Genomic DNA, 12,225 nt, shown 5'->3' with positions numbered 1-12,225 from the left:
CTCCTCACCCGCCCGGTGAACTGTTCCCGTCCGGCCCCGCCGTACCGCTCCCGTCACCGCCCCCGCCGCCACCGCCCCCGCCGCCCGGACTCGTCCCGCCCGTCACCCCGCCGATCGGGTTGAACGTGTCGGACGGGGTCGGCTCGGTGGTCGGGGGCTGCGTCGTGGGCGGTTCCGTGGTCGGCGGCTGCGTGGTGGGCGGCACGGTGGTCGTCGGGGGAGGGGTGGTCGGCGGCTCGGACGTGGGCGGCGTCGACGTCGGCGTGTCGGTCGGGCTCGCGGTGGTCGCCGGCGGCTGCGTGGGCAGGCCGCTCTGCACGTCCAGCGAGAAGTTCTGCTTGGGCACGCCCTTGAGCGCCGCCGCCGTGTAGTCGGCCCACACCGAGCCGGGCGGCCCGCCGCCGTTGATCCGCGGCAGATTCATCGCGCCGTACAGCTTCTCCTGTTTGCCGTTGTCCGGGTTCATGCCCAACACGGCGACCACGGTGGCGAGTTTGGGCGTGTAGCCGGCGAACCAGGCGGCGATGTCGTCGTCCGCCGTACCGGTCTTGGCGGCCGACGGCCAGCCGGAGTCCTGGGCGACGGTCGCGGTCGCGCCGGGGCTGTCGACGACGCTGCGCAGGATGGACGTCGTGGTGTCGGCGGCCTGGCGGGGCACGGACTGGACGGCGTCGCGCTTGGGCAGGCTCACGTCGTTGCCGTCCTTGGTGATCTTCAGGACGAGCGAGTACGGGATCTCCTTGCCGTGGTTGGCGAGCGTGGCGTACATCTGCGCCATGTCCAGCGGGCTGGCCCCGAAGGCGCCGAGCGCCATCGCGGGTGTCTCGGGGATCTTGACGTCGTCCGGCATGCCCAGGTCGTGCGCGGTGTCGATCACCTTGCGGGTGCCGACGTCCTGCGCCATCTGCGCGAAGACGGCGTTGACGGACTTGTCCATGGCGCGGGTGACGGTGATGTCGGGGTAGGACCCCTGGTCCTCGTTCTCCGGCTTGTAGCCGGTGGGCCCGTCCGGGCCGATCACCTCGCGCTTGTTGGTGCCGTCGTAGACCGTCTTGGGGGTGATCGGCTCCTTGTCCTGCGTCGAGGACTCGTGCTGGACGGCGGAGGCGAAGATCACCGGCTTGAAGGTCGAGCCGGGCGGATACGTGGCGTTGGTGGCGCTGCTGACGTACTGCTTGGTGTAGTCGATGCCGCCGTAGAGGGCGACGACGTTGCCGGTGGCCGGGTCGATGGACGCGCCGCCCGCGCGGACGTACTTGTCGACGGTCCTGTGGCCGAGCCGGTCGTAGATGTTCCTCTGGGCGGCGGCGACGAAGGCGTCTTCCTTGGGCTTCTGGATCGTGGTGACGATGCGGTAGCCGCCCAGGCGCAGGGTGTCGGCGTCGACGATGTGGTTGTCGGAGAGATAGCGGTTGACGGCTTCGATGATGTAGCCGCGCTGGCCCGCCTTGCTGGCGACGGGCTTGGGCTTGTCGATGCCGGGGAAGACCGTCGCGTTGCGCTCGGACTGGCTGAGCCAGCCCTCCTTGACCATGCCGTCCAGTACGTAGTTCCAACGGCCTTTCGCCGCCGGGGCGTTCTCCGGGTGGGCGACCAGATCGTATTCACTGGGCGCGTTCAACAGCGTTGCCAGATAGGCGCCTTGAGCGGTCGTCAATTCGCTGGCGTTGACGCCGAAGTACGCCTGGGAGGCGGCCTGGATGCCGTACGCGTTGCGCCCGTAGTAGCTGGTGTTGAGATAGCCCTCGAGGATCTGGTCCTTGGTCTCGTTGCGGTCCAGCTTGATGGCGATGAAGAATTCCTTGACCTTGCGGACCGCGGTCTGCGACTGGTTCAGGTAGTAGTTCTTCACGTACTGCTGGGTGATGGTGGAGCCGGATTGCCTGCCCTTGCCGGTGGCGGTGTTCCAGGCGGCGCGGAGCATGGCCTTGGGGCTGACGGCGGACTCGTGGTAGAAATTCCGGTCCTCCGCGGAGAGCACGGCGTGCTGCGCGGTCTTGGCGACGCCGCTGAGGGTGACGTTCTCACGGTTGATCGCGCCGTCGCGGGCGATCTCCGTCGTGCCGTCCGCGTACACGTACACATTGCTCTGCGCGGTGGCGGCGGCGTTCGGGTCGGGGATGGAGACCAGCGCGTAGCCGAGGAAGAAGCCGCCGATGAGGACGATCAGGACGGCGAGTACGCCGCCGGTGACCATGCGCCAGGTCGGCAGCAGCCGGCGCAGGCCGGTACGGCGCGGCCGTCCCCTGCGGTCGGTGAGCGTCGGGCGCGGTCCCCAGCCCTGCCCGCCGGTCATGCCCGCTCGCCCGTCGTCGGTTTCGGCTCGTGGCTCATATCTGTTGGGACTCCTCCGCCGCTGCCGGGGTTGGTCCGCGGCGGAACATGATGGACCAATCGTTACGTACGCTTACGTAGGCCGCCGCCAAACACTGTCGCACCATTAGCCCGCCGGGGTTCAACGCCGCGCATCCGTGACAGGGCTGTGACAGGCCGGACGGCGCACGCGTGTCACCCGTTGGGGTGGGTCGCCGGGGTGCGGAACGCCGCGGAGAAAACCGGTGGTGGGTGGGGTTCGCCGCGTACTAGGCTCGCCGACTTGCGTCTTTTTCGGGGGTGAGTGAGTGATGGGCGGCTTCTACGGGGCCGTGGTGGTGCGCGGTTTCCGGCGTTACGCCACCTACCGGACGGCGACCGCGGCGGGTGTCTTCACCAATACGGTCTTCGGTTTCATTGTCGCCTACAGCTATGTGGCGCTGTGGGGTCAGCGCCCGCACCTCGGCGGTTACACCGAGGCGCAGGCGCTGACGTATGTCTGGATCGGGCAGGCGCTGCTCCAGACGATGGCGTTGATGGGCGGCGGCTTCGAGGACGAGCTGATGGAGCGGATCAGGTCGGGTGACATCGCGGTGGACCTGTACCGCCCGGCCGACCTCCAGGGGTGGTGGCTGGCGGCGGATCTGGGCCGGGCCTCTTTCCAGCTGATGGGGCGCGGCGTGATCCCGATGGTGTGCGGGGCGCTGGCGTTCGATCTGGCGCTGCCGACGCGGCCGGTGACCTGGCTGCTGTTCCTGGTGTCGGTGGCACTGGGGGTGGTGGTGAGTTTCGCGGTGCGGTTCCTGGTGGCGCTGAGCGCTTTCTGGCTGCTGGACGGGGCGGGCGTCAGCCAGGTCGCCTTCCTGGCCGGGCTGTTCTTCTCCGGGATGCTGCTGCCGCTGACCGTCTTCCCGGGCTGGCTCGGCACGTTCGCGCGGTCGATGCCGTGGGCGGCGATGCTCCAGGTGCCCGCCGATGTGCTGCTGGAGCGGCACCGGGGGACGGACGCGCTGCTCGCGCTGGCCTTCCAGGCGGGCTGGGCGGCGGCGCTGCTGCTGACCGGCCGCGCGTTGCAGGCCGTCGCGGCGCGCAGAGTGGTGGTGCAGGGTGGCTGAGGAATCCACGGTCCGCGACGGCGCCGGGCGCGCCGAGGACGGCCGGAGCTTCGGGAACTCCCGGGGCTTCGACGGCTCGCGGGGCGTCGGGGGCTTCGGCTCCGTCGAATCGGTCGGGGCCGTCGACCCGTACGACACCGCAGGCGGCGCGTGGTTCACCGTCCGTGAGACGTGGCGGACCTACCGGCTGATCGTCGGCATGTGGGTGCGGTCCACGATGGCGTACCGGACGTCCTTCGTCCTCACCGCGTTCGGCAACTTCGCCGCCACCGGCCTGGACTTCGTGACGATCCTGCTGATGTTCTCGCACATCACCGTGCTCGGCGGCTTCACCCTCGCCGAGGTGGCGTTCCTGTACGGCACCACGAGCACGTCCTTCGGCGTCGCCGATCTGGTGCTGGGCTCCATGGACCGGCTCGGCCGCCGGATCAGGGACGGCACGCTCGACACGCTGCTGCTGCGCCCGGTGCCGGTGCTCGCGCAGGTCGCCGCCGACCGGTTCGCGCTGCGCAGGCTGGGCCGGATCACCCAGGGTCTGATCGTGCTCGGCTGGGCGGTCGCGCACGCGGACATCGACTGGTCGCCGGTCACCGTCCTGCTGCTGCCCGTGACGGTGCTGTCGGGCGCGGTCATCTTCTGCGCGGTGTACGTGGCGGGCGGCGCCTTCCAGTTCTGGGCGGGCGACGCCTCCGAGGTGCAGAATTCGGTGACCTACGGCGGCAACACGATGCTCCAGTACCCGCCGGGCATCTTCGCCCGCGACCTCGTGCGCGGCGTCACCTTCGTGGTGCCGCTCGCCTTCGTCAACTGGCTGCCCGCCCTGCGCATCCTCGGCGAACCCGACCCGCTCGGCCTGCCCGGCTGGGTCGACTTCGCCTCCCCCCTGGTCGCCGCGCTCTGCTGCGGCCTGGCCGGGCTCGCCTGGCGCGCGGCCCTTCGTACGTACCGCAGCACAGGGAGTTGAGACGGCCGTGATCGAGCAACGCACAGGAGCAACCGGAGGAACGGGAGCCGCGGGAGCGGGAGCCACCGGAGCAGGCGCCACAGGTGCCGGGGGCGGGCCGGGACCCGGCACAGACACCGTGATCGCGCTGGACGGCGTCGAGAAGGTCTTCGACGTACGCCGCAAAGCGGGCGCGCTGCGCAGGGTGCGCAGCCAGGTGCGGGCGGTGGACGGGATCTCCTTCACCGTGCCGCGCGGCGAGATCGTCGGCTACATCGGGCCCAACGGCGCGGGGAAGTCCACGACGATCAAGATGCTCACCGGCATCCTCAACCCCAGCGGCGGCCGGATCAGGATCTGCGGCCTGGACCCGACGCGCGACCGTACCCGGCTGGCCCGCAGGATCGGTGTCGTCTTCGGCCAGCGCACCACGCTCTGGTGGGACCTGCCGCTGCGCGACTCGTACCAACTGGTCCGCCGCATGTACCGGATCGACGACGCCCGTTACACCCGCAATCTCGCGGCCTGCGTCGAACTCCTCGACCTGGGGCCGCTGTTGGACGTGCCCGTGCGCCAACTCTCGCTGGGGCAGCGGATGCGCAGCGACATCGCGGCGGCGCTGCTGCACGATCCCGAGGTGCTGTACCTGGACGAGCCGACGATCGGGCTCGATGTGATCAGCAAGTCCAAGGTGCGCGACTTCCTGCGCACGGTGAACGCCGAACGCGGCACGACGGTGCTGCTCACCACGCACGACCTCACCGACATCGAGCAGTTGTGCCGCCGGGTGATGGTGATCGACCACGGCCGCCTGATGTACGACGGGGACCTCGGCGGGCTGCACGCGGTCGGGGAGAGCGAGCGGACCCTGGTGGCGGACTTCGCCCGCGAGCTGCCCCCGGTCCAGGTCGAGGGCGCCCGCTGCGTCAAGGTCGAGGGCCCCCGCCAGTGGCTGGCCTTCCCCGCGCAGGCCAGCGCCGCCCCGCTGGTCGCCGCGGTCGCCGCCGACTACCCGCTGGTGGACCTGTCGGTCCGCGAACCGGCCATCGAGGACGTCATCGCCCGGATGTACGGCGCGGACCGCACCTGAACGGACCGCACCTGAACGGACCGCACCTGAAGCGGTCCGCACCTGACGGGCGCACCTGAACGGACCGCCCCCGACCGGGCGCACCTGACGGACCGCCCCGACAGACCGCCCCCGACCGGCCGGGGCGCGGACGACCGCGAGGCCGTACGCGCCCCGGCCGGCGATACGGCTACGGCCGTGCCGGGACGTGGTCGTGCGGATACTCCTCGGCGCGGTGCTGGAAGGCCAGCACCTTGGGGTTCTGCACGGTCCCGCCGCGGATCTCGATCGCCCGCCGCAGGGTGTCGTCCGCGTCCCAGCCCGCCGGGCCCTCCAGGACGCGCCGCAGATACGGCAGCAGCGCCTCGCTGATCTCCCACGTGGCCGAGTTCCACAGGTACGACGGGCTGTGGTCGACGCCGTAGTACTGGACGTGGTCGCCGACGGTGAACATCGGGTCGGTGAAGGTGGTGGGCCTGGCCCACGCGAAGCCCATGCCCTCGTCGCAGGACACGTCGATGATCAGCGTGCCGGGCGCGAGGCTGGGCAGGTCGTCCTCTATCAGGAACATCAGCGGCGCGTCGGTGTCCTGGAGCACGCAGTTGACGATGATGTCGTGCCCGGCGAGGAATCCGGCCAGCGGCTGCGGGCCGTCCTCGGTCAGGACGACGCTGCGCCGCGGGTCGAGGGTGTCGTCGGCCTCGTCGTGGTCGAAGTGCACGATCCGCGCGGAGTGGATGGGCGAGCTGACGGCCGTCACACCGCGGGCGGTGAGCACGTCCACATCGTGCACGCCCAGCGCGCTGAGCGCGGTGACCGCGCCGCGGGCGGTCGCGCCGAAGCCGATCACGACCGCGCGCTGCCGCCGCCCGTAGTCACCGGTGACCCCGGTGAGCTGCATGGCGTGCAGCACCGAGGAGTATCCGGCCAGCTCGTTGTTCTTGTGGAAGACGTGCAGGTTGAACGAGCCGTTGCGGTGCCAGTGGTTCATCGCCTCGAAGGCGATCAGGGTCAGCCGCCGGTCGATCGCGGCCTGGGTGACCTTCTCGTCCTGCACGCAGTGCGGCCAGCCCCACAGGACCTGGCCCTCGCGCAGTTCCGCCAGGTCCTCGTGGAGCGGCTTGGCCAGCAGGACGACATCGCACTCGGCGATCAGTTCCTCGCGCCGCCGGAAACCGGCGACGAGCGGCGCGAGCTGTTCGTCCGGCACACCGAAGTGCTCGCCGTAACCGGTCTGGAGATAGATGCTGCCGAGCAGGTCGGCGTCGATGCGTTCGAAGTGGGCCGGATGGATGGGCAGACGGTGCTCGTTCTCCTTGCGCGTCTGCGCCATGATTCCGAGCGTGAGGTGCGGCTGCTGCGGGTTCTGCCTGTGCTGCTTGAGCTGCTGCAAAATGCCCCTTTGGTTACTCCCTGTGTAGCACACGGGGAGTGGGCGCGACGCCCCCCGCGTCAGGGGCGGCACGGGGGACGCGGGGGACGGGGACAGCCGCTGTGGGCGGCGCGCGTGCGCGGGGCCGCCCGCCGCCGGATCAGCGCAGCGACGTCAGGGCCGCGCGGACGCGGTCGACGGCCGCGAGCCGGGTGGAGGCGTGCGCGGACAGCCGTACCGAGTCCGTACGGACCGACGGCGTGACCCCGTGCGCGTGCAGGGCCTTCGCCACGTGCCGCGGGTCGGTGCCGGGCAGCCGGAAGGAGACGATCCCGGCCCGCTCGGCGGGGTCGGTGGGGGACAGGACGTCGCCGCCGCAGGACCGGACGGCGTCGATGAACTGGCCGACCCGCGCGCGGATGTGCGCCTCGACGGCCGGTACGCCGACGCCCTCCACCAGCTCCAGCGCCGTGGCCAGCGCGGCGGCCGTGACCGGGCTCAGATTGGTGGTGCTCCAGCGCTGGGCGCCGGGCGCGGGCGGGTGCTCGACGTCGTCGAAGACGCCCGCGTCCTCGACGCCGGTCCAGCCGCCGAGCGTCGGCTCCAGACGGTCGAGCGCGAGGTCGGAGAGGATTCCGAAGCCGGTCGCCCAGCTCGCCCGCAGCCACTTCTGGCCGCCCGCGACCACCACGTCCGCCGCCGCCCACGGCAGATCCGCCACCCCGAAGCCCTGGATGGCGTCCACCACCAGCAGCCGGTCCGGGCCGATCACCTCGCGCAGCGCCGCCAGATCCGCCCGGTAGCCGGTCCGGAAGTCCACGGCGCTGACCGACACGGCCACGACGTCGTCGGTCAGCGCCGCCCGTACGGCGTCCGCGGTGATCCGCCCCCGCGCGTCCGGCTCCAGCACGCGCGGTACGGCGCGGCCCAGCTCCGCGCTGCGCCGCCACGGGTAGTGGTTGGCGGGGAACTCGCCCGCGGGCACCAGCACCGTGCCCGCCGGGAGGCCGAAGGCCGCGTGGAACAGGCCGGTCGAGGTGTTCGGCAGCAGCACCGTGTGCGCCGCGTCGGTGCCCGCCAGCCGGGCGGCGGCCTCCCGCGCCCTGGGCTCGGCGCGCATCAGGTCGTTCACCGTGTCCTGGTCGGCGTGGGCCGACCTCTCCAGCGCCTCGGCCGTCGCGGCCAGCACGTCCCGCGAGGGCGGACCGTAACGGGCGAAGTCGAGATAGCCCTCCGGCTCCTCGAAGTGCTCGGCGTAACCGGGCAGCCCTCCGGTGGCGTGCGGCGCTGTCATCGCGGTGTGCTCCCTGTCGCTGTCTGTCGCTCGTACGTGGCGGTGCCGTGCGGGGGTATGCGTGCGTCGTGGGCCGTTCCCGGTGCCGGGAGGCACCGGGAACCCGCCGTTCGTTCCCCCATTGTCGGCGCGGGGGGAAAGCGCCGGCACGACGGGTACGGGCGCGCGGACGAGGAGGCGCACGGGAGCGGGAAGCGGGAGCGGGTAGGGGGCAGGCGTACGTGGGCGCGTACGGGCTGGCGTACCGGAGCGCGTACGGGCTGGCGTACGTGTGCGCGTACGACAAGGATCACCGGGCCGTGACGGCCGCGGGCGGCGACAATACCCGGGTGGACACGCGGGCGGAGCGGGAGCGGATGGAAACGGCGAGCACGAGCGGCGGGACCGGTACGGGCGGGGCGGCGGGTGCGGGCAGTGCGGCCCCGGCGGCCCATGGCCCCGCGGCCAACGGCGCACGGCCGGAATCAGGCGGACGGATCGCGCTCGGGCCCGAGGCCGGGGACGCTGCGCCGACGGCCGACGGCTCGGGCCCCGGCGGCGCGTCCCGGAACGGCGCAGGCGGCGGGGGCCACGGCGGCTCCGGGGGCTCCGGCGGCTCGGGCTCCGGCTCCGGGCCCGGTTCCGCCCCGCGCGGGCGGCCCTCACCGCGCGGCGGACTGGCCGACGCGCCCGGCGGCGCCGCGGCCGAGGAGGAGCGCCGCAGGGGCCTGCGCCGGATGAAGCTGATCGCGACCGGCTTCCTGCTGGTCGCGACCGTCGTCTACGCGCTCGCGAAGTGGGCGGACTCGCGGGGCGCGGGCGGCTGGGCCGGTTACGTGGCCGCCGCCGCGGAGGCGGGCATGGTCGGCGCGCTCGCCGACTGGTTCGCGGTCACCGCGCTCTTCCGCCGCCCGCTGGGCCTGCCCATCCCGCACACCGCGATCATCCCGACCAAGAAGGACGCCCTCGGCGCCAGCCTCGGCGACTTCGTCGGCGAGAACTTCCTGTCGGCCGAGGTCGTCCGCACCCGGCTGCGGGCGGTCGGCATCGGCACCCGGCTCGGCGGCTGGCTGTCGGAGCCCGCCAACGCCGACAAGGTCACCGAGCAGGCCGCCGCCGCGCTGCGCGGCATGTTCACGGTGCTGCGCGACTCCGACGTGCAGGCCGTGGTCAGCGAGGCGATCACCCGGCGCGCGGAGGCCCAGGAGGTCGCGCCGGGGCTCGGCAAGATGCTGGAGCGGATCGTCGCCGACGGCGGCCACCGCCGCATGGTCGACCTGGTCTGCGTCCGCGCCCACGACTGGCTGGTCGAGCACGGCGACTCCGTCATGGACGCGGTGCAGGGCGGCGCCCCCGGCTGGACCCCGCGCTTCGTGGACCGCAAGGTCGGCGAGCGGGTCTACAAGGAGCTGCTGCGCTTCGTCACCGAGATGCGCGATTCCCCCGGCCACCCGGCGCGCGGCGCCGTCGACCGCTTCCTCGGCGACTTCGCCGTCGAGCTCCAGTCCGACCCGGACACCCGCGCCCGCGTCGAGCGGCTGAAGAGGGACCTGCTGGCGCGCGGCGAGGTGCAGGACCTCATCGCGTCCGTGTGGGGCGCGGTGCGCACGATGATGGTCGCCGCCGCCGAGGACGAGCGCAGCGAGCTGCGGATGCGCGCCCGCGCCTCCCTGCTGTCGCTCGGCCGCAAGCTGGCCACCGACCCGCGGCTCCAGGAGAAGGTCGACGTCTGGCTGGAGGACGCCGCCACGTATCTCGTGACCACCTACCGCGACGAGATCACCTCGCTGATCTCCGAGACCGTCGCGGGCTGGGACGCCGACCAGACGTCCCGCAAGATCGAGAACCACGTCGGCCGCGACCTCCAGTTCATCCGGATCAACGGCACCGTCGTCGGCGCCCTCGCGGGCCTGGCCATCTTCGCCATCTCCCGCCTCGCGGGGGGCTGACGGGCGGCGCCGTACCGCCGTATCGTTGCCGATGTGACGGTTCGTCAGATACGGCACGGCCGGCGGGGTGCGACGTCCAGGCGGGGGTCGGGCCCGCCCCGGCGGCGGCGCGTCGTCGCCTACGGGCGCGGCTACGGCCGCCGCTACGGGCAGGCGTACGGCCCCGGTTACGGCCGCGGGCCCCGTCCGCGGCGCTCGCTGACCGGGCGGCTGCTGTGGGCGGCGGCCGAACTGGCCATGACCGCGGGGGTGCTCGTACTCCTGCTCGTCGTCCACCAGCTGTGGTGGACCAATGTGCAGGCGCACGCGGCGGCCCGGCGCGAAGTCGCCGCGCTGGAACGGAGTTGGGGCACGCCGTCGCCCTCTCCCGCGGCGCCCTCGCCGGGTACCGTCGCGCCGAGTGACGATCCGGCCGTCACGCCGAGCGGCCCGGCCCCGTCCGCCGCCGCGCCGCCGCCCTCCTCGAAGGGCGGCACCCGCGATCCGGGCTTCGCCGTCATCCACATTCCCCGGATCGGGATCACCGCGCCGATCGCCGAGGGCATCAGCAAGTCCGCGATCCTCAACCACGGTTACGTCGGCCACTACCCCGGCACCGCGGGGCCCGGCGCCACCGGCAACTTCGCCCTCGCAGGGCACCGCAACACCCACGGCGAGCCGTTCCGCTACATCAACCGGCTCCGCGTCGGCGACACCGTCGAGGTCGAGACGGCCGCCTACCGCTACACGTACGTGATCCGTGAAGTCCTTCCCCAGACGTATGCCTCCGACGGCACCGTCATCGCGCCCGTTCCCTACAGCTCCGTCCACTCCTCCGCCCGTATGCGCGGGGTCGCGCACTACATCACGCTCACCACCTGCACTCCCGAATTCACCTCCCGCTACCGCCTCGTCCTCTGGGGCACCCTCCAATCCACCGCCTCCCGCTAGGGCCTGTCCGGGGCCCGGGCCCGTGCTGTTCTCCCGCCGGGGCGGCTGTCCCACGGGGTGGGCCGGGGGTTGCGCGGGCCGGGGGCGGAGTTGGAGGATCGGACAAGACATCCGATGACCGTTCCCACCGGGTGCCGACCGATGACCGAGCCCCGGACCGGGGCAGGTCGCCCAGAGGCGACCGGAAAAAATGGGAGTACCCACGTGAAGCTGCTGCGAGTCGGCCCCGCCGGGGCGGAGCGCCCGGCCCTGCTCGACGGAGACGGTGTCCTGCGTGACCTGAGCGGTCTGGTGACCGACATCGACGGGAAGCTCCTCGCCGATTCGGCGGCGCTCACCGCGGTGGCCGAGGCCGCGGCCGACGGCTCGCTCCCGTCGCTCGACCCGTCGCTGCGGGTCGGCCCGCCGCTGTCCCGGATAGGCAAGATCGTCTGCATCGGGCTCAACTACCACGACCACGCGGCCGAGACCGGCGCCCAGGCGCCGGGCGAGCCCGTCGTGTTCATGAAGGCCCCGGACACGGTCGTCGGCCCCGACGACACGGTGCTGGTGCCGCGCGGCAGCGAAAAGACCGACTGGGAAGTGGAGTTGGCCGTCGTCATCGGCCGCGAACTGCGCTATGCCGCCTCGCACGAGGAGGCGCTGGCCGCCGTCGCGGGGTACACCATCGCGCACGACGTCTCCGAGCGCGCGTTCCAGATCGAGCGCGGCGGCCAGTGGGACAAGGGCAAGAACTGCGAGACCTTCAACCCCCTCGGCCCCTGGCTCGTCACCGCCGACGAGGTCCCCGACCCGCAGGCCCTGCGCCTCCGGCTCTGGGTCAACGGCGAGCTGAAGCAGGACGGCTCCACCGCGAGCCAGATCTTCCCCGTCGCCGAAGTCGTCCGCTACCTCAGCCACTTCATGACGCTCTACCCCGGCGACGTCATCAACACCGGCACCCCCGCCGGTGTGGCGATGGGCCAGCCCGAACCCAAGCCGTACCTCCGGCCCGGCGACGTCGTCGAGCTGAGCATCGACGGACTCGGCACGCAGCGCCAGCAGTTCACGTCCGCCTGACCCCACCGCGCGGCCGTTGACCGGCACGCGCACAGCGGGCCCGCTCCCGGGCGGGCCCGCCCCGAAGCCCGTCACGCCGTGACGGGCGGAGGCCGGGTATGCGAATGGGCAAGGAGAGTGGGTACTCCTTGCCCTTCTTAAGGTATAGCGCAAGGGGGGCCTTGCGGCAAGGGGGTGCTGGGGTCGCACAATGGGCGGCCGG

At 72.3% G+C, this 12,225-nt stretch carries 9 protein-coding genes; 6 read left to right on the top strand and 3 right to left on the bottom strand.

Annotation, left to right across the window (positions count from 1 at the left end):
• Window positions 1-4: 4 nt before the first annotated feature.
• On the bottom strand, window positions 5-2,296 hold the full coding sequence (locus ACIP4Z_RS04100; RefSeq protein ID WP_401304906.1) for a transglycosylase domain-containing protein: 2,292 nt from the start codon (window positions 2,294-2,296) through the stop codon (window positions 5-7).
• 328 nt (window positions 2,297-2,624) lie between these two features.
• Between ACIP4Z_RS04100 and ACIP4Z_RS04095 the strand changes: the two genes are divergently transcribed.
• The 3 genes from ACIP4Z_RS04095 to ACIP4Z_RS04085 all read left to right on the top strand — a co-directional run bounded on the left by ACIP4Z_RS04095 (window position 2,625) and on the right by ACIP4Z_RS04085 (window position 5,461).
• On the top strand, window positions 2,625-3,428 hold the full coding sequence (locus tag ACIP4Z_RS04095) for an ABC transporter permease (RefSeq protein WP_401304904.1): 804 nt from the start codon (window positions 2,625-2,627) through the stop codon (window positions 3,426-3,428).
• Window positions 3,429-3,627: 199 nt separating this feature from the next.
• Window positions 3,628-4,392, top strand: a complete 765-nt coding sequence (locus ACIP4Z_RS04090) for an ABC transporter permease (RefSeq protein ID WP_355343292.1) — start codon at window positions 3,628-3,630, stop codon at window positions 4,390-4,392.
• Window positions 4,393-4,510: 118 nt separating this feature from the next.
• Complete coding sequence (locus ACIP4Z_RS04085) at window positions 4,511-5,461, top strand: ATP-binding cassette domain-containing protein (protein WP_401304902.1); 951 nt, start codon at window positions 4,511-4,513, stop codon at window positions 5,459-5,461.
• A 169-nt stretch (window positions 5,462-5,630) separates the two neighbouring features.
• On the opposite strand, the gene ACIP4Z_RS04080 is transcribed toward ACIP4Z_RS04085, so the two are convergent.
• Window positions 5,631-6,773: a N(5)-(carboxyethyl)ornithine synthase gene (locus tag ACIP4Z_RS04080; protein WP_401304901.1), complete on the bottom strand. Its 1,143-nt coding sequence runs from the start codon at window positions 6,771-6,773 to the stop codon at window positions 5,631-5,633.
• A gap of 199 nt (window positions 6,774-6,972) precedes the next feature.
• On the bottom strand, window positions 6,973-8,106 hold the full coding sequence (locus ACIP4Z_RS04075; RefSeq protein ID WP_391047094.1) for an aminotransferase class V-fold PLP-dependent enzyme: 1,134 nt from the start codon (window positions 8,104-8,106) through the stop codon (window positions 6,973-6,975).
• A gap of 356 nt (window positions 8,107-8,462) precedes the next feature.
• Between ACIP4Z_RS04075 and ACIP4Z_RS04070 the strand changes: the two genes are divergently transcribed.
• From ACIP4Z_RS04070 to ACIP4Z_RS04060, 3 genes are all read left to right on the top strand, one after another.
• On the top strand, window positions 8,463-10,034 hold the full coding sequence (locus ACIP4Z_RS04070) for a DUF445 domain-containing protein (RefSeq protein WP_401305052.1): 1,572 nt from the start codon (window positions 8,463-8,465) through the stop codon (window positions 10,032-10,034).
• A gap of 33 nt (window positions 10,035-10,067) precedes the next feature.
• A complete protein-coding gene (locus ACIP4Z_RS04065) occupies window positions 10,068-10,964 on the top strand; it encodes a class E sortase (protein WP_401304898.1) in 897 nt (298 codons plus the stop codon).
• Between the two features lie 204 nt (window positions 10,965-11,168).
• Window positions 11,169-12,023: a fumarylacetoacetate hydrolase family protein gene (locus ACIP4Z_RS04060; RefSeq protein WP_355343134.1), complete on the top strand. Its 855-nt coding sequence runs from the start codon at window positions 11,169-11,171 to the stop codon at window positions 12,021-12,023.
• The last annotated feature ends 202 nt before the right edge of the window (window positions 12,024-12,225 follow it).

The sequence above is a fragment of the Streptomyces sp. NPDC088910 genome (genome assembly GCF_044749865.1).
GTDB lineage: Bacteria > Actinomycetota > Actinomycetes > Streptomycetales > Streptomycetaceae > Actinacidiphila.
This window is presented reverse-complemented; position numbering and strand designations above follow the sequence as displayed.